At 64.7% G+C, this 18,021-nt stretch carries 14 protein-coding genes; 9 read left to right on the top strand and 5 right to left on the bottom strand.

The window, feature by feature from the left end; translation table 11 throughout:
- Nucleotides 1-62: 62 nt before the first annotated feature.
- Nucleotides 63-620, bottom strand: a complete 558-nt coding sequence (locus AC1MEM_RS21245; RefSeq protein ID WP_499473924.1) for a pseudouridine synthase — start codon at nt 618-620, stop codon at nt 63-65.
- A gap of 204 nt (nt 621-824) precedes the next feature.
- On the opposite strand from AC1MEM_RS21245, the gene icd reads away from it, so the two are divergent.
- Nucleotides 825-2,081 (top strand): NADP-dependent isocitrate dehydrogenase, encoded by a 1,257-nt coding sequence (icd, locus tag AC1MEM_RS21240; protein WP_499473922.1) that lies wholly within the window; start codon nt 825-827, stop codon nt 2,079-2,081.
- Between the two features lie 90 nt (nt 2,082-2,171).
- Here icd and cspE read toward each other — a convergent pair whose 3' ends face one another.
- The gene (cspE, locus tag AC1MEM_RS21235; RefSeq protein WP_020653506.1) at nt 2,172-2,375 is read right to left on the bottom strand and encodes a transcription antiterminator/RNA stability regulator CspE; all 204 of its coding nucleotides are present in this window, start codon (nt 2,373-2,375) and stop codon (nt 2,172-2,174) included.
- A gap of 371 nt (nt 2,376-2,746) precedes the next feature.
- On the opposite strand from cspE, the gene clpS reads away from it, so the two are divergent.
- The 3 genes from clpS to AC1MEM_RS21220 all read left to right on the top strand — a co-directional run bounded on the left by clpS (nt 2,747) and on the right by AC1MEM_RS21220 (nt 7,244).
- On the top strand, nt 2,747-3,049 hold the full coding sequence (clpS, locus tag AC1MEM_RS21230; RefSeq protein ID WP_056339252.1) for an ATP-dependent Clp protease adapter ClpS: 303 nt from the start codon (nt 2,747-2,749) through the stop codon (nt 3,047-3,049).
- Nucleotides 3,046-5,346, top strand: coding sequence for an ATP-dependent Clp protease ATP-binding subunit ClpA (gene clpA, locus AC1MEM_RS21225; RefSeq protein WP_499473920.1), 2,301 nt, complete (start codon nt 3,046-3,048; stop codon nt 5,344-5,346). Before clpS ends, clpA begins: the two co-directional genes overlap by 4 nt.
- Nucleotides 5,347-5,663: 317 nt before the next feature.
- Complete coding sequence (locus AC1MEM_RS21220) at nt 5,664-7,244, top strand: methyl-accepting chemotaxis protein (protein ID WP_499473918.1); 1,581 nt, start codon at nt 5,664-5,666, stop codon at nt 7,242-7,244.
- 36 nt (nt 7,245-7,280) lie between these two features.
- On the opposite strand, the gene AC1MEM_RS21215 is transcribed toward AC1MEM_RS21220, so the two are convergent.
- Both AC1MEM_RS21215 and AC1MEM_RS21210 read right to left on the bottom strand, forming a co-directional pair.
- On the bottom strand, nt 7,281-8,474 hold the full coding sequence (locus AC1MEM_RS21215) for a trans-sulfuration enzyme family protein (RefSeq protein WP_499477725.1): 1,194 nt from the start codon (nt 8,472-8,474) through the stop codon (nt 7,281-7,283).
- Nucleotides 8,468-9,868: a pyridoxal-phosphate dependent enzyme gene (locus AC1MEM_RS21210; RefSeq protein ID WP_499473916.1), complete on the bottom strand. Its 1,401-nt coding sequence runs from the start codon at nt 9,866-9,868 to the stop codon at nt 8,468-8,470. The genes AC1MEM_RS21215 and AC1MEM_RS21210 overlap by 7 nt, the downstream gene beginning before the upstream one ends.
- Nucleotides 9,869-10,152: 284 nt before the next feature.
- On the opposite strand from AC1MEM_RS21210, the gene AC1MEM_RS21205 reads away from it, so the two are divergent.
- Nucleotides 10,153-10,842, top strand: a complete 690-nt coding sequence (locus tag AC1MEM_RS21205) for an Lcl domain-containing protein (protein ID WP_499473914.1) — start codon at nt 10,153-10,155, stop codon at nt 10,840-10,842.
- A 12-nt stretch (nt 10,843-10,854) separates the two neighbouring features.
- On the opposite strand, the gene prpR is transcribed toward AC1MEM_RS21205, so the two are convergent.
- Complete coding sequence (gene prpR, locus AC1MEM_RS21200) at nt 10,855-12,468, bottom strand: propionate catabolism operon regulatory protein PrpR (RefSeq protein WP_499473913.1); 1,614 nt, start codon at nt 12,466-12,468, stop codon at nt 10,855-10,857.
- A 199-nt stretch (nt 12,469-12,667) separates the two neighbouring features.
- Here prpR and prpB point away from each other — a divergent pair, with 199 nt between their 5' ends.
- Genes prpB through acnD form a run of 4 tightly spaced genes read left to right on the top strand, consistent with a single transcriptional unit; the run spans nt 12,668 to nt 17,891 of the window.
- Nucleotides 12,668-13,552, top strand: a complete 885-nt coding sequence (gene prpB / locus AC1MEM_RS21195; RefSeq protein ID WP_499473911.1) for a methylisocitrate lyase — start codon at nt 12,668-12,670, stop codon at nt 13,550-13,552.
- Nucleotides 13,553-13,574: 22 nt separating this feature from the next.
- The gene (gene prpC / locus AC1MEM_RS21190) at nt 13,575-14,726 is read left to right on the top strand and encodes a bifunctional 2-methylcitrate synthase/citrate synthase (RefSeq protein ID WP_499473909.1); all 1,152 of its coding nucleotides are present in this window, start codon (nt 13,575-13,577) and stop codon (nt 14,724-14,726) included.
- 19 nt (nt 14,727-14,745) lie between these two features.
- Nucleotides 14,746-15,276, top strand: a complete 531-nt coding sequence (locus AC1MEM_RS21185; RefSeq protein WP_499473907.1) for a GNAT family N-acetyltransferase — start codon at nt 14,746-14,748, stop codon at nt 15,274-15,276.
- Nucleotides 15,277-15,290: 14 nt separating this feature from the next.
- Nucleotides 15,291-17,891, top strand: a complete 2,601-nt coding sequence (acnD, locus tag AC1MEM_RS21180; protein WP_499473905.1) for a Fe/S-dependent 2-methylisocitrate dehydratase AcnD — start codon at nt 15,291-15,293, stop codon at nt 17,889-17,891.
- Nucleotides 17,892-18,021: the final 130 nt, after the last annotated feature.

The raw sequence follows: 18,021 nt of genomic DNA, 5'->3' as shown, positions 1-18,021 counted from the left end.
GTTTGCGCGGTCAACGCCGCGACGACATGACGCCACGTTCCGGTGGGCACGGGGCGCCCACCCTACCTTATCGCCGATGCAGGCACCTCGACGAACTCGCCCGGCATCAACGGATGCGTCTGCAAGGAAAACGGCCCGATACTGCTGCGCACCAGCCGCAGCGTTGGCAGCCCGACGGCCGCCGTCATGCGCCGCACTTGCCGGTTCTTTCCTTCTTCCAGCGTGATCGCGATCCAGCCGGTCGGCTTGTCCTGGCGCGTGCGGATCGGCGGGTTGCGCGGCCACAGCCATTCGGGCTCGGCGATGCGTACCGCGCGGCAGGGCTTGGTCACGAAATCGCCCAGGTCGAGCGGCGCCTGCAGGCGGGCCAGCGCGGCGGCGCCCGGCACACCGTCGACCTGCACCAGGTAAGTCTTCGCTTCCTTGTGATCCGGATGGGCAATCTTGTGCTGCAGGACGCCGTCGTCGGTCAGCAGCATCAGGCCCTCGCTGTCGGCGTCGAGCCGGCCGGCGGGGTAGATGCCGGGAATGGTGAGGTAATCGGCAAGCGATTGCCTGCCCTCCTGCGGCGAAAACTGGCACAGGACCTGGAAGGGTTTATTGAAGAGAATCAGGGGCATGGATGAAGTTTCGGGTCGAAGCGGCGAGGGCGGTTGGAACGCCGGGCGCCAAGGTATGACATCTGGCAAAATACTGATGCATAATGCAAGTCGCAATCCGTACGTCTTATAGAGGACTGCGCGGCTGGTCATCGATCGCCGCTATTGTAATGCAGAGCGTATGCCACGCTTCGCCGCAGTCCTGCGGCCACCTGGGAGAACACGATGTACCAACATATTAATGTACCGGCCGAGGGCCAGAAAATCACGGTCAATCCCGATTTCTCGCTCACCGTACCGGACAATCCGATCATCCCCTATATCGAAGGCGACGGCACCGGCCTGGATATTACGCCCGTCATGCTCAAGGTGGTCGATGCGGCAGTGGCAAAGGCCTATGGCGGCCGGCGCAAGATCAGCTGGATGGAAATCTTTGCCGGTGAGAAGTCGACCAGCATCTATGGTCCCGACGTCTGGCTGCCGCCCGAGACCCTCGACGTGGTCAAGGATTACGTGGTCTCGATCAAGGGGCCGCTGACGACGCCCGTCGGCGGCGGCATCCGTTCGCTCAACGTCGCGCTGCGCCAGGAACTCGACCTCTACGTCTGCCTGCGCCCGGTGCGCTATTTCAAGGGCGTGCCCTCGCCGCTGAAGCAGCCGGAGAAGACCGACATGGTCATCTTCCGCGAGAACTCGGAAGACATCTATGCCGGCATCGAATGGGCGGCGGAGTCGGAAGGGGCGAAGAAGATGATCGATTTCCTCACGAGGGAGATGGGCGTCAGGAAAATTCGCTTCCCGGAAACCTCGGGCATCGGCATCAAGCCCGTGTCGCGCGAAGGCACCGAGCGCCTGGTGCGCAAGGCGATCCAGTATGCGATCGACCACGACAAGCCATCGGTGACGGTTGTCCACAAGGGCAATATCATGAAGTACACCGAAGGCGGTTTCCGCGACTGGGCTTATGCGCTGGCGCAAACCGAATTCGGCGCAGCGCCCATCGACGGCGGCCCGTGGTGCAGGCTGAAAAACCCGAAGACGGGGCGCGACATCATCATCAAGGATTCGATCGCCGACGCCTTCCTGCAGCAGATCCTGCTGCGTCCGGCCGAGTACAGCGTGATCGCGACGCTGAACCTGAACGGCGACTACATCTCGGATGCGCTCGCGGCCCAGGTCGGCGGGATCGGCATCGCGCCGGGCGCCAACATGTCGGATTCGGTGGCGATGTTCGAAGCCACCCACGGCACCGCGCCCAAGTATGCGGGCAAGGATTACGTGAACCCGGGCTCGCTCATCCTGTCGGCGGAAATGATGCTGCGCCACATGGGCTGGACCGAGGCGGCCGACCTCATCATCTCCTCGATGGAAAAGGCGATCACCTCGAAACGCGTCACGTATGATTTCGCGCGACTGATGGAAGGGGCGACCCAGGTATCATGCTCGGGCTTCGGCGAGGTCATGATCGAGCAGATGCAGTAAGCAGATGCAATGCCGGGCAGGGCGTATGTATTCTGGATAGGCGAAAAAAAACCCCGCGTGTGGCGGGGTTTCTCGCTTCCTGGGGATGTATTACATGCCCTGGATGTTGGAAGCTTGCTTGCCTTTAGGGCCTTGCGTGACTTCGAATTGGACTTTCTGACCTTCTTTGAGGGTCTTAAAACCGTTCATGTTGATTGCGGAGAAATGCGCGAACAGATCCTCGCCGCCGTCATCTGGAGTGATGAAGCCAAAGCCTTTGGAATCATTGAACCACTTAACAGTACCAGTTGCCATAAAAGAACTTTCAAATATAAACAAATCACACGAGCCATAAAAGCAAGAAGCTTCTTGCCCCCTCCTCAGCCTGCTCACTTCTTATCAACAAGTACATAAGTACATGTCAACAGTTGCATTGTTGATGCACTGGATTTTGAAGTCAAGCCCTTTGATGCGACTGTTGTTAATTTTTTCATACGCCATGCATACGTCCAATGAAGCTGCCCCTTGATTTCTGCAATCGGGACGCCATCTGCGCTTTCAACGGAAAACAAGTAAGATGAAGGCGAGTCGAAGTGAGCCGGTCGCCGTGATCCGATCGCATTGATCTGACCACACTGAATGATATTTACGCTTTGCATCATCCTGGAACGCTTTAGAATACGCCCATGGCAACCAAGCACGATACCGAACAGCTGCTGGAGCGGCAAGTCGTAAAACCACCGCCCCTGTATCAGGTGGCGTTGCTGAATGATGACTACACACCGATGGAATTTGTGGTGGCAATCATTCAGGAGTACTTCAACAAGGATCGCGAGACGGCGACGCAGATCATGCTTTCCGTACACCGTCATGGTAAAGGAGTGTGCGGGGTGTTTTCCAAAGATATAGCGTGTACCAAAGTGGAGTTTGTCTTAACGCATGCACGCAAGGCGGGGCATCCCCTGCAGTGCGTGATGGAGGAAGTATGATTGCGCAGGAACTTGAAGTATCCCTACACATGGCCTTTGTCGAAGCTCGACAGGCACGGCACGAGTTCATTACCGTGGAGCACCTGCTGCTTGCGCTCCTCGACAATCCCTCGGCCGCTGAAGTCCTGCGTGCATGCGCGGTCAATATCGATGACCTGCGCAAGACCCTGACCAATTTCATCGGTGACAACACCCCGACCGTGCCCGGCACGGGCGAGGTCGACACCCAGCCGACGCTCGGCTTCCAGCGCGTGATCCAGCGCGCGATCATGCACGTCCAGTCGGCCTCGAACGGCAAGAAGGAAGTGACCGGCGCCAACGTGCTGGTCGCGATCTTCGGCGAGAAGGACTCGCACGCTGTTTACTACCTGCACCAGCAGGGCGTGACGCGTCTCGACGTGGTCAACTTCATCTCGCACGGCGTGCGCAAGGACCAGCAGATCGACAGCCAGAAGGCGTCGGAAGGCGTGGAAGAGGCGCAGGTCGAGGGCGCGACGAAGGAGAGCCCGCTCGACCAGTTCACGCAGAACCTGAACAAGGCTGCCGCCGACGGCAAGATCGATCCGCTGATCGGGCGCGAGGAAGAAGTCGACCGCGTCATCCAGATCCTGTGCCGCCGCCGCAAGAACAATCCGCTGCTGGTGGGCGAGGCTGGTGTCGGCAAGACCGCCATCGCCGAGGGCCTGGCATGGCGCATCGTCCAGGAAGAAGTGCCCGAGATCCTGCAGAACGCCGTCGTGTTCTCGCTCGACATGGGTGCGCTGCTGGCCGGCACCAAATACCGCGGCGACTTCGAGCAGCGCCTGAAGGCCGTCCTCAAGCAATTGAAGGACACGCCGAACGGCATCCTGTTCATCGACGAGATCCACACGATCATCGGCGCCGGTTCGGCTTCGGGCGGCACGCTCGACGCATCGAACCTGCTGAAGCCTGCGCTCGCCAACGGCCAGCTCAAGTGCATCGGCGCGACCACGTTCACGGAATTCCGCGGCGTGTTCGAGAAGGACCATGCTTTGAGCCGCCGCTTCCAGAAAGTGGACGTCAACGAGCCGTCGGTCGAGCAGACCGTGCAGATCCTGCGTGGCCTGAAGTCGCGCTTCGAAGAGCACCACGGCGTGAAGTATTCGTCGTCGGCGCTCTCCACCGCGGCGGAACTGGCGGCGCGCTTCATCAACGACCGTCACCTGCCTGACAAGGCGATCGACGTCATCGACGAAGCCGGGGCAGCCCAGCGCATCCTGCCGAAGTCGAAGCAGAAGAAAACGATTGGTAAAGCCGAGATCGAGGAAATCATCGCCAAGATCGCGCGCATTCCACCGCAAACGGTCAACCAGGACGACCGCAGCAAGCTGCAGACGATCGACCGCGATTTGCGCAACGTCGTCTTCGGCCAGGACCCTGCGATCGACGCGCTGGCGTCCGCCATCAAGATGGCGCGTGCCGGTCTCGGCAAGCAGGACAAGCCGATCGGCTCCTTCCTGTTCTCGGGTCCGACCGGCGTCGGCAAGACCGAAGTCGCTAAGCAGCTGGCCTTCATCCTCGGCATCGAGCTGATCCGCTTCGACATGTCGGAGTACATGGAGCGCCACGCCGTGTCGCGCCTGATCGGTGCGCCGCCGGGCTATGTCGGCTTCGACCAGGGCGGCTTGCTGACGGAAGCCATCACCAAGAAGCCGCACGCGGTGCTGCTGCTGGACGAGATTGAAAAGGCCCACCCGGACATTTTCAATATCCTGCTGCAGGTGATGGACCATGGCACGCTGACCGACAACAACGGACGCAAGGCCGACTTCCGCAACGTGATCATCATCATGACCACGAACGCGGGCGCCGAGAGCCTGACCAAGCGTTCGGTGGGCTTTGTCGACTCGAAGGCGGCCGGCGACGAACTGGCCGACATCAAGCGCATGTTCACGCCGGAGTTCCGCAACCGCCTCGACGCGACCATCAGCTTCCGCGCGCTGGACGAGGAAATCATCCTGCGCGTCGTGGACAAGTTCCTGATGCAGCTGGAAGAGCAGCTGCACGAGAAGAAGGTGGAAGCCATCTTCACCGAGAAGCTGCGCAAGTTCCTCGCCTCGAAGGGTTTCGATCCGCAGATGGGTGCGCGTCCGATGTCGCGCCTGATCCAGGACATGATCCGCAAGGCGCTGGCCGACGAGCTGCTGTTCGGCCGCCTGGTCAACGGTGGGCGCGTGACGGTCGACCTGAACGAGAAGGACGATGTCACGCTCGAGTTCCCGGAAGGCGACGCATTGCCACCGCCGGCTCCGGCCGAGACGGTCGAGATCGAGTAAGCTTTGTAGCTCACCCAAAACCGCGCCGGGTGCGCGGTTTTTTTTCGTCCATGCCGTCGTACATTACGGGCGTGCCGGTGGTCTATCGATTGCGCATCGGCCCCGTCCGCGTGGGCACGAGTGCCCACCCTACGATACGCCACTGCCGCATGAACCAGTCGAGACCGTTGTGCACCGTAGGGTGGGCACTCGTGCCCACGCGTCCCGGCCATCCGATCACAAGCGCATTCACGCTCACCGCGATCGACGAGCACCCGTTCATGATGTTGTCACATTCCCTACCTACACTGCGGCCACCTCCACCCACCGTGATCCGCATGTCCCTCGCCAAACTCCAGACCGGCACCCGCATCCTCGGTTCCTTTTGCATCGTCTCCCTCCTCATCGTCCTCATCACCTTCGTTGCCCTCTGGCGCATGGCCGCCGCGGACGCCATCACGCGTGATCTCGTGAACGACAAGCTGGTGAAGCAGCAGCTGGCGTCCGACCTGCTCGGCGTGGCGCGCCTGAACGGCCTGCGCGTCATGTCGGTGGCGCGCAGCGACAGCCTGGAGCTGGCCGACCTGTACAAGGCGCAGCTGCAGGAGGGAGAAGGGCGCGTGGCCGTCATCGACAAGGCCATGCGCGCGCTGCCGGCCTCGCAGGCGGAGCAGCGCATGCTGCGGGCAATGGCCGAACACAAGACGGTCTTTGCCGACGCGACGCAAGCCGTCTTCACCGCCAAGGACCTGGGGCGCACCCAGGAAGCCGAGGACCTGCTGGTCCGGTCGCTGGAACCGGCCTTCGTACGCTACAGCGCCAGCCTCGAAGCGCTGCTGCAGCACCAGGCGCGCCAGGCACGTGCACTGGCCGCCGACTCGGCCGGCGCCTCCGCCTTCAGCCGCAGGCTGCTGCTCGCACTCGGCGCGGCCGCGCTGGCGGCGGGCGGCCTGCTCGGCTGGATCCTCACGCGCAGCATCGTGGTCCCGCTCCAGCAAGCCGTGACCCTGGCCGAAGACGTGGCGCGCGGCGACCTGCGCCCGCTCATCCGCCACGATCGTTTCGACGAGATCGGCCGGCTGTTCGAGGCCCTGAACGGCATGACGGACGGGGTGTCGGCCACCGTCACCGAAGTGCTGCGCGGCGCGCACGGAATCGATGCCGCATCCGGCGAGATCGCCGAAGGCAACCAGGACCTGTCGCAGCGCACCGAGCGCCAGGCCGGCGCCCTGCGCCAGACCGTTGTCGCCATGGAGGCGCTGACCGATGCCATCGCCAGCAACAACAGCAGCGCGCGCGAGGCCAACCTGCTGGCGCAGTCGGCCTCGCAGGTCGCCGGGGAGGGCGCCGCGGCCGTAGCCCAACTGGTGCAGCGCATGGGCGCGATCAGGACCTCGGCGGACAGGATTGTCCACATCACGGGGATGATCGACAGCATCGCCTTCCAGACGAATATCCTCGCATTGAACGCGGCCGTGGAAGCGGCGCGCGCGGGCGCCGAAGGGCGCGGCTTTGCTGTCGTCGCGGCCGAAGTGCGCAGCCTGGCCCAGCATTCGGCCGGGGCGGCGAAGGAAATCAAGATGCTGCTTCAGGCGTCGGCCGGCGAGATCGAGGCGGGCACCGGCATCGCCCACGGGGCCGGCGACACGATGCGCGCCGTACTCGGCAAGGTGCACGAGGTCGCGGCGATTCTCGGTGCGATCCACGGCGCCAGCGAACAGCAGGCGCAGGGCGTGGCCAGGGTAGGACAGGCGATCGCCGAGATCGATCTGTCGACCCAGCAGAACGCGGCGATGGTCGAAGAAGCGGCCGCTGCGGCCGCCTCGATGCGCGAACAGGCAGCGGCCTTGTCGAAGCTGGTCGGCACCTTCCAGGTACGCCGGCAGCTGGACATGCCGCGTCTGCCCGCAGCGGCCTGAATCAGCTTGCGCCGCGCAGGCCTCGCCGCGGCTGCACTAGACCTGGTCGAGCGCGCGCCGCAAATCCGCACGCTGGTCCTCCACATGCTCGATCCCCACCGACAGCCGGATCAGCGTATCGCTGATCCCCAGTTCCGCGCGCTGCGCCGCCGGAATCGTCGCATGGGTCATCAGCGCCGGATGTTCGATCAGGCTCTCGACGCCACCCAGGCTCTCGGCCAGCGTGAACACCCTGCATGCCTCTAGAAAGCGCCGCGCACCCGCGAGGTCGGATTCCAGCTTGATCGAGACGATGCCGCCAAAACCGCTCATCTGGCGCCGCGCCAGTGCATGCTGCGGGTGCGTCTCCAGCCCCGGGTAAAACACTTTCCGTACCTTGGGCTCGCGCTCGAGCCACTGCGCCAGCGCCATGGCGTTCGCATTGCTGCGCTCGACCCGCAAGGCCAGGGTCTTGATCCCGCGGAGCACCAGGAAGCTGTCGAACGGCCCCTGGATCGCGCCCACCGCGTTCTGGATGAAGCCCAGCCCCTCGCGCAACTCGGCGTGGTGCGGCGCATCGCCCACCACCGCCACGCCGCCGATCACGTCCGAGTGGCCGTTCATGTACTTGGTGGTCGAGTGCACGACGATGTCGATGCCCAGTTCCAGCGGGCGCTGGTTGATCGGGCTGGCGAAGGTGTTGTCGCAGACGGTGATGATGCCGCGCGCGCGGCACAGCGTCGCGATGGCTGCCAGGTCGGCCAGTTTCAGCATCGGGTTGGTCGGCGTCTCGACCCAGACCAGGCGCGTGTCAGGCGTGAGTGCGGCAGCCAGCGCTTCCGGTTCGGCCAGGTTCACATAACTGAACCGGTGGCCTGCGCTCTTGCGGCGCACGCGTTCGAACAGGCGGTAGGTGCCGCCGTACATGTCGTCGCCGGCGACGATGTGGGAGCCGGCGGGCAGCAGTTCCAGCACCGCCGAGATGGCCGCCAGGCCGGAGGCAAAAGCGAAGGCGGCGCTGCCGGACTCGATGTCGGCCACGCAGCGCTCGAGCGCCCAGCGCGTCGGGTTGTGCGAGCGGCCGTAATCGAGCCCCTTGTGCACGCCCGGGCTCTCCTGGGCAAACGTCGAGGTGAGGAAGACCGGCGGCATCACGGCGCCGGTCGCCGGCTCGGGCGACTGGCCGCCGTGGATGACGCGGGTGGCGAGATGGAGTTTAAGGGGAGGATAATGAGCGGATGAGTTCACGATAAGGTCCTGCGCAGGTGGTTGAGGAGGTCGAATCGGGTGATCAGGCCGTAGAAGCGCTCGCCGTCGGCAATGACGGCGGTCAGGCCGCGGTCGAGGATGGCGCGCAGCTGGGCCATGCCGGCCGAGGGCAGCAGCGTCTGCAGCTGCACCGTCATGGTCCTGGAAACCGGCGACTTGAAGTGCGCGGCTTCCACGGTCACGTGCATCAGGAGGTCGGACTCGTCGATGATGCCGACCAGCTGCCCCTGGTCGATCACCGGCAGCTGGGCCAGGTCGCTCGAACGCATGCGGCTGAAGGCCGTGAGCAGGGTGTCGTTTGGTCCCACGGTGACGACTTCGCCGGCGTCGAAACGGCGCCCGACCAGGTCGCGCAGGTCGCCCAGCCGCGGGCGCTGCAGCAGGCCCTGGTCGACCATCCAGCCGTCGCTGTAGACCTTGGTGAGATAGCGGGTGCCGGTGTCGCACACGAAGGTGGCGACGCGTTTCGGGCGGGTCTGGGCGCGGCAGTATTTGAGCGCCGCGGCCAGCAGGGTGCCGGTCGAGGAGCCGGCCAGCAGGCCTTCTTGCTGCAACAGGGCGCGCGCCGTACCGAAGCTTTCTTCGTCGGTGATCGTATAGGCGCTCTTCACGCGCGACAGGTCGGCGATGCCGGGAATGAAGTCTTCGCCGATGCCTTCCACCGCCCAGGAGCCGGCCTCCTTCGCCAGGTGCCCGGTATGGATGTAGTCGGCCAGGATCGAACCCTTCGGGTCGGCCAGCACGAACTCGAGCGCGGGCTGGACGCGCGCGAAATAATTCGACAGGCCGGTCAGGGTGCCGCCCGAGCCGACGCCGACGACGATCGCATCGAGTTCGTGATTGGCCTGCTCCCACAGCTCCGGGCCGGTCGTGGTTTCGTGGGCGCGCGGGTTGGCCGGATTATTGAACTGGTCGGCGAACCAGGCGCCCGGGATCTCGCGCGCCAGCCGGGCGGCGACGTCCTGGTAATACTCGGGGTGGCCCTTGCCGACGTCGGAGCGGGTCAGGTGGATCTCGGCGCCCAGGGCTTTCAGGTGCAGGATCTTTTCGGCCGCCATCTTGTCGGGCACGACCAGCACGACCCGGTAACCCTTGATGCGGGCGACCAGCGCCAGGCCCAGGCCGGTATTGCCGGCCGTGGCTTCGACCACGGTGCCGCCGGGCTGCAGGCTGCCGTCGAGTTCGGCCTGCTCGATCATGGCGCGGCCGATGCGGTCCTTGATCGAGCCGCCGGGGTTTTGCGATTCCAGTTTCAGGAATAACTGGCAGGGACCGGTGTCCATGCGGGTCACTTGCACCAGCGGGGTGTTGCCGATCAGGGAAAATATAGCTGCCTGAGTTGCCGCTTGGGGCGTATTTTGCGTACTGCCTTGCATAGTGCCTCCAGAGAAGCGCCTTGTGGGCGCCGTAAGCTCGGAAAAGACGCGGAAGAAGAGGGCGCAGATGGGTGCCCTGCCATGATAAAAAAGACATGGTACGGCGGATCGGCGCGCAGTGGATATGCGATTAATCAGGCGTGTGGATGGGGCGGGGAGCTAGCATGGCCCGCGCTGCTCGAAGCGGGTAAAGGGCTCGGACCAGCGCCCCTGCGTGGCTAATTACTTATCAATTGTTTTAGAAAAAACGTTATAGTGAAGCATCATTTTCCTCCTGCACATCCATGACCTCCAAACGACTGCTTGCCCTTGTCACGACCTGTGCACTGTTCCTGCTGACCGCTTGCGGCAGCAACGACGGCGTCAAGCTCGGCGAATTCCCCGCCATCAGCGCGACCGAAGGCGATGCCCCTTTCGAACTGAAGGCGCCTTCCTCGAGGAGTCCCGCCGCCTTCAGTTTCACCAGCAGCGACCCGAAGGTGGCCACGATCGAGGGCAATATGGTGACCGTCCACGTGGCCGGCAAAAGCACGATCACGGCGCAGCAAGGGGAACTGGGCAGCTACAACCCGACCTCGACCAGCACCGTGCTGACGGTCAAGGAGCGTGTCTGCACCGCGCCCCTGGTGCGTGAGAATGGCCAGTGCGTGGCTCCCCCGAACACGGCCGGCTACGTCACACATGAGGGCGCGACCTGGATGCCCGCGACCGTCGCGCTCACCTGGGCACAGGCCGACGCGTACTGCAAGAACACGAAGATCCAGGGGGCGACCGGCTGGAAGCTGCCGGGACAGTTCGAGCTGGCGGCCCTGAGCAGGTCAGGCATGCTGGAGGGGCAGGGCTGGGCGGCTGGCGACGCCTGGACGGCCACCGCCGGCAGCACGGCCGACAGCCACTTCGCGGTCAACCTGGCGAGTGGCGCATCGAACGCCTTCCCGAAAGAGAACAAGGCCTACGTGACTTGCGTGCGCTGACCTGGGCCTTGCTCAGGTCCCGGCGCGCAGCCGCCGCCACAAGGTCGTGCGGCTGATGCCGAGGTGGCGCGCGGCGGCGTCGCGCTGGCCGCCGAAGCGGGCCATGACCTCGGCGATGCTTTCCCCCATTGCCGGCGTGGCCGGCGCCGGCGCATCGGGCACGGCTGCGCCGGGCGCGCCCAGCTCGGGTGCGATCCCCAGCAAGAATGTCGGGCTCAGGGCCTGCAGCGGTTCCGCCGCCAGGAACAGGGCAAGCCGCTCCATCAGGTTGCGCAATTCGCGCACATTCCCCGGCCAGGCATAGCTCGTCAACAGCGGCGCGCAAGCCTGGACCTCGGCATGCAAATTCGGATGCGGCTTCGCGCCGAGCGCGGCCAGCGACTGCTTGAGCGACCATTCGGCCAGCGGGACGATGTCCGCCACGCGCGCCCGCAATGGCGGCAGGGCCAGGCGCAGCACCGCCAGCCGGTAGAACAGGTCGGCCCGAAACCGTCCTTCGCGCACCCGCGCTTCCAGGTCGCAGTGGGTGGCGCTGACCACGCGCACATCGATCGGTACCGGCCGCGTGCCGCCGACCCGCATCACCTCGCGCTCTTCCAGCACCCGTAGCAGCCGCGTTTGCAGGGCCAGGGGCATCTCGCCGATCTCGTCCAGGAACAGGGTGCCGCGGTTGGCCGCCTCGAACAGGCCCGCATGGCCGCCGCGGCGCGCTCCCGTAAACGCGCCTTCCTCGTGGCCGAAGAGTTCCGATTCCAGCAGCGACTCGGCGATCGCCCCGCAATTGACCGCGACAAAGGGGCGGTTCGCGCCCAGGCTGCGCGGCCCTTCGCGGTGGATCGCCTGGGCGACGAGTTCCTTGCCGCTGCCGGTCTCGCCCTGGATCAGCACGGTGGCCGGCGAGCGCGCGTACAGCACCACCGTCTGGCGCAGGCGTTCCATCGCATCGGACTCGCCGCGCAGGTCGTTCAGCCCACGCCGCGTGCGCCGCGATTCGTTGACCGGGCCGCGCCGGATGCGGTTCGCTTCCAGCTGCGTCAGGCGCGCCAGCTCCAGCGCATCGTCGAAGGCCTGGCGGATCGAGCCGGCCGAATACAACAGGATGCCGGTCAATCCCGCTTCCTCGGCCAGGTCCGTGATCATGCCCGCGCCGACGATGACCTCGATGCCGGCCGCCTTCATCTCGTCCATCGTGCTGCGTGCATCCTCGCGCGTGACATAGCTGCGCTGGGCAACCGTCAGGCCGAAGGTGGCGCTGAACTCGGCCAGTTCCGGCAGTGGTTGCTGGTAGCTGATCACGCCGATCCGCGTCGAGACCTTGCGCGCCCGCACCAGCGCGCCCATCACGTCGTAGCCGCTGGCCTTGGCGACGATCACCGGCGCCGAGACCCGGCCTTTCAGATAGGCGCCGTTCGAGCCGGCGGCGATGACCACGTCGCAGCGTTCGTTGGCCATCCGTTCGCGGATATGGCGGGCGGCTTCGTCGAAGCCGAGGTCGATCGGCTCGATCGTGGCCAGGTGGTCGTACTCGAGCGTGATGTCGCGGAACAGGTCGGACAGGCGCGATACGGAGACGGTCCAGATCACCGGTTTGTCGAGGTCTTGCGGGGCGGGCGAGAGGGGGCGCATGTTGCAATTTTACTGCAACCTTGTTTCGTCTGTTTCATTATGAAACGCCTCGTGAAACACCGGCGCGGATTTCGGCCTCGTCAATGATGAGCCAAGTGCTTGAAACGATGTGGTTTTCCGGCGGTCGAACACTTGGGCAGACGCTGGCACGTTCTTTGCGAAAGAAAGCGCATACTCAATCGATTCACCAGGAGACCCCATGATCCAATCCGCAGGCGCCGCGTTCCGCAAAGCCGTCCAAGAAGAATCCCCGCTGCAAGTCGTCGGCGCCATCAATGCCAACCACGCGCTGCTGGCCAAGCGCGCCGGCTTCAAGGCCATCTACCTGTCGGGTGGCGGTGTCGCCGCCGGTTCGCTCGGCCTGCCTGACCTCGGCATCTCGAACCTGGACGACGTGCTGACCGACGTGCGCCGCATCACCGACGTCTGCGACCTGCCGCTGCTGGTCGACGTCGACACCGGCTTCGGCTCGTCCGCCTTCAACGTCGCGCGCACCGTGAAATCGATGATCAAGTTCGGCGCCGCCGCGATGCACATCGAAGACCAGGTCGGCGCCAAGCGCTGCGGCCACCGTCCGGGCAAGGAGATCGTCTCGAAGCAGGAAATGGTCGACCGCATCAAGGCCGCCGTCGACGCCCGCACCGACGAGAATTTCGTCATCATGGCGCGCACCGATGCGCTGGCCGTGGAAGGCATCGACGCCGCCATCGAACGGGCAGTGGCCTGCGTCGAGGCCGGCGCCGACATGATCTTCCCGGAAGCGATGACCGACCTCGCCATGTATTCGCGTTTCGCCAAGGCGGTCGGCGTGCCGGTCCTGGCCAATATCACCGAGTTCGGTTCCACCCCGCTGTTCACGGTCGAGGAACTCAAGACGGCCGATGTCGGCCTGGTGCTGTACCCGCTGTCGGCCTTCCGCGCCATGAACAAGGCAGCCGAAAACGTCTACACTGCGATTCGCCGCGACGGTAGCCAGCAGGCCGTGGTCGACACCATGCAGACCCGCGCCGAACTGTACGACCGCATCAATTACCACGACTTCGAGCAGAAGCTCGACGCCCTGTTCGCCGCACAGAAGAAATAAGACACCAGAATTGGAGATCACGATGACTGAACAAGCCCCAGCATTCAAACCAAAAAAATCCGTCGCCCTGTCGGGTGTCGCCGCCGGTAACACGGCCCTCTGCTCGGTCGGCAAATCCGGCAACGACCTGCACTATCGCGGCTACGACATCCTGGACGTCGCCACTTCCTGCGAATTCGAAGAAATCGCCTACCTGCTGGTGCACGGCAAACTCCCGACCGCGGCCGAGCTGAAGGGCTACAAGGCCAAGCTGAAAATGCTGCGCGGCCTGCCGCAAGCGGTGAAGCTGGCGCTGGAAGCGCTGCCGGCCGGCAGCCACCCGATGGACGTGATGCGTACCGGCGTTTCGGCGCTGGGCTGCGCGCTGCCGGAAAAGGACGACCATGGCACCGCCGGCGCGCGCGACATCGCGGACCGCCTGATGGCTTCCTTCGGTTCGATGCTGCTGTACTGGTACCACTACAGCCATAACGGCAAGCGCATCGAAACGGAAACCGACGACGACTCGATCGGCGGCCACTTCCTGCACCTGCTGCACGGGACGACGCCATCGGAAGAGTGGGTGCGCGCGATGCACACCTCGCTCATCCTGTATGCCGAGCACGAATTCAACGCCTCGACCTTTACCGCGCGCGTCATCGCCGGTACCGGTTCCGACATGCACTCGGCCATTACGGGCGCCATCGGCGCGCTGCGCGGTCCGAAGCACGGCGGCGCCAACGAAGCTGCATTCGAAGTCCAGAAGCGCTACGAAAACGCCGATGAAGCCGAAGCCGACATCCGCAATCGCGTGGCGAACAAGGAAGTCGTGATCGGCTTCGGCCATCCGGTCTACACGATCAGCGATCCGCGCAACGTCGTGATCAAGGAAGTCGCACGTTCGCTGTCGCAGTCGGCGGGTTCGATGAAGATGTTCGACATCGCCGAGCGTCTCGAGTCCGTGATGTGGGAAGTCAAGAAGATGTTCCCGAACCTGGACTGGTTCTCGGCCGTGTCGTACCACATGATGGGCGTGCCGACGGCGATGTTCACGCCGCTGTTCGTCATCTCGCGTACTTCCGGCTGGGCCGCGCACATCATCGAGCAGCGCATCGACAACAAGATCATCCGCCCGAGCGCGAACTACGTCGGTCCGGAAGACCTGCAGTTCGTGCCGCTCAGTGAGCGCACCTGAGCGCACCTGAGCGCACCCGATGACTTCCTCGCCAGGCGCCGCGTTCACCGTACGCCGGCTCGGCTCGGCCGATGCCGCGCAGTACCGTGCGCTACGCCTGGCCGGCCTGCACGCCTTTCCGCATGCCTTTCGCCCGGCCGTCGAGGAAGCGCTGGCCCAGCCCCTGTGCTGGGCCGAAGCGCGGCTGGCAAAGGAGGGCGAGTACTGGTTCGGCGCTTTCGATGGCGAGGAACTCGTGGGCGCCATCTGCCTGCGCACGCAGGAGGGCATCAAGATTCGTCACTCGGCCAGCCTGAACGCGTTGGTCGTCGATCCCGGGCGGCAGCGGCGCGGCACCGGTGCCGCGCTGGTTGCGCACCTGGTCGACTTTGCGCGTTCGCTCGGCTTCATCCGCCAGATCACGCTCACCGTCCACGACGGCAACACGGCCGCGGAAGGGCTGTACGAGCGCTTCGGCTTCCGCCAGTTCGGCCTCGAGCCGGACGCCTTGCTGCAAGACGGGCAGTATTACGCCAAGCAGCACCGACAACTATTACTGGTAACTAATTAGGCTTTAACACCGTCATGAACAACGCATACCGCAAACCCCTGCACGGCACGAATTTGCATTATTTCGACGCGCGCGATGCCGTCGACAGCATCGAAGCGGGCGCCTGGGACAAGCTGCCCTACACCTCGCGCGTGCTGGCCGAGAACCTCGTGCGCCGCTGCGAGCCGATGGCGCTGGTGCCCTCCCTGAAGCAGCTCATCGAACGCAAGCGCGACCTCGACTTCCCGTGGTTCCCGGCGCGCGTCGTCTGCCACGACATCCTGGGCCAGACGGCCCTGGTCGACCTGGCCGGCCTGCGCGACGCCATCGCGCAAGAGGGCGGCAATCCGGCGCTCGTCAATCCGGTGGTGCCGACCCAGCTCGTGGTGGACCACTCGCTGGCCGTCGAGTGCGGCGGCTTCGATCCCGATGCGTTCGCGAAGAACCGCGCCATCGAGGACCGCCGCAACGAAGACCGTTTCCACTTCATCGACTGGACCAAGAAGGCTTTCCAGAACGTCGACGTGATCCCGCCGGGGAACGGCATCCTGCACCAGATTAACCTCGAGCGCATGTCGCCTGTCGTGCAGGTGAAGGATGGCGTGGCCTTCCCGGACACCCTGGTCGGCACCGACTCGCACACCCCGATGGTCGACGCGCTCGGCGTGATCGCCATCGGCGTCGGCGGCCTGGAAGCGGAAAGCGTCATGCTCGGGCGCGCTTCCTACATGCGCCTGCCGGACATCGTCGGCGTCGAGCTGACCGGCAAGCCGCAGCCGGGCATCACCGCGACCGACGTCGTGCTGGCGCTGACCGAATTCCTGCGCGCGTCGAAAGTGGTCTCCACCTACCTCGAGTTCTACGGCGAGGGTGCGTCGAACCTGACCCTGGGCGACCGCGCGACGATCTCGAACATGGCGCCCGAATTCGGCGCCACGGCCGCGATGTTCTACATCGACGAGCAGACCATCAAGTACCTGAAACTCACCGGCCGCGAAGACGAGCAGGTGGCGCTGGTCGAGCTGTACGCGAAGGAAACGGGCCTCTGGGCCGATACGCTGACGAACGTCGACTACGAGCGCGTATTACGGTTCGACCTCTCGAGCGTGGTGCGCAACATCGCCGGCCCGTCGAATCCGCACAAGCGCGTGCCGACTTCGGAACTGGCGGCGCGCGGCATCTCGGGCGTGGTCGAGAATGAGCCTGGGCGGATGCCCGATGGCGCCGTCATCATCGCCGCGATCACCAGCTGCACCAACACTAACAACCCGCGCAACATGATCGCCGCCGGCCTGATCGCGCGTAACGCCAACAAGCTCGGGCTGCTGCGCAAGCCGTGGGTCAAGTCCTCGCTGGCGCCGGGATCGAAAGCGGTCTCGCTTTATCTTGAAGAAGCGGGCCTGATGCCGGAACTCGAAAAGCTGGGCTTCGGCGTCGTCGCGTTTGCCTGCACCACGTGTAACGGCATGAGCGGCGCGCTCGACCCGGTCATCCAGCAGGAGATCATCGAACGCGACCTGTACGCGACCGCCGTCCTGTCGGGCAACCGCAATTTCGACGGCCGCATCCACCCGTACGCGAAGCAGGCCTTCCTGGCCTCGCCGCCGCTGGTGATCGCCTACGCCATCGCCGGCACGATCCGCTTCGATATCGAGAAGGACGTGCTGGGGCTTGATGCCCAGGGCAATCCGGTGAAGCTGGCCGATATCTGGCCAAGCGACGAAGAGATCGATGCCGTGGTCGAGCAGAGCGTGAAGCCCGAGCAGTTCCGCAAGGTCTATACGCCGATGTTCGCGCGGGTCGCCGACGATGGCGAAGCCGTGTCGCCGCTGTACGACTGGCGCGAGATGAGCACGTATATCCGCCGTCCGCCGTACTGGGAAGGCGCGCTGGCGGGCGCGCGCAGCTTGAGCGGCATGCGCGCGCTGGCGGTCCTGGGCGACAACATCACGACCGACCACCTGTCGCCGTCGAATGCGATCATGATGGACAGCGCCGCGGGCGAATACCTGTTCAAGATGGGCTTGCCGGAGGAAGACTTTAATTCGTATGCCACCCACCGCGGTGACCACCTGACGGCGCAGCGCGCGACCTTCGCGAATCCGACCCTGAAAAACGAGATGGTGCGCAATGCGGACGGAACTGTCCGCGCCGGTTCGCTGGCGCGCATCGAGCCGGAAGGGCAGGTCACGCGCATGTGGGAAGCAATCGAGACCTATATGGAGCGCAAGCAGCCGCTGATCGTGATCGCCGGCGCCGACTACGGCCAGGGCTCCTCGCGCGACTGGGCGGCCAAGGGCGTGCGCCTGGCGGGCGTGGAAGCGATCGCCGCCGAAGGCTTCGAGCGCATCCACCGCACCAATCTCGTCGGCATGGGCGTGCTGCCGCTGGAGTTCCAGCCGGGCGTGAACCGCCTGACGCTGGGCCTGGACGGCACCGAGACCTATGACGTGATCGGCGAACGCACGCCGCGCGCGGTGCTGACGCTGGTAGTCAACCGCCGCGATGGACAGCGCGTCGAGGTGCCCGTCATCTGCCGTCTGGACACGGCCGAAGAGGTGTCGATTTATGAAGCCGGCGGCGTGCTGCAGCGTTTTGCGCAGGACTTCCTGGCGTCCTCGAAAGTCGCGGCGTAAGGGATGTTCAACGTGCGTAACCGCGTGGGCACAGGGCGCCCACCCTACCGCAAGGTCTTGTAGGGTGGGCGCCCCGAGCCCACGCGGTACGCACATACGCCCGGCCACGCACGTCAACTGATCGCTCGCA

It is taken from the genome of Telluria sp. AIW5, from assembly GCF_056680575.1.
The sequence above is the reverse complement of the archived record's forward strand: the minus strand, read 5'-3'. Positions and strand labels throughout refer to the sequence as shown.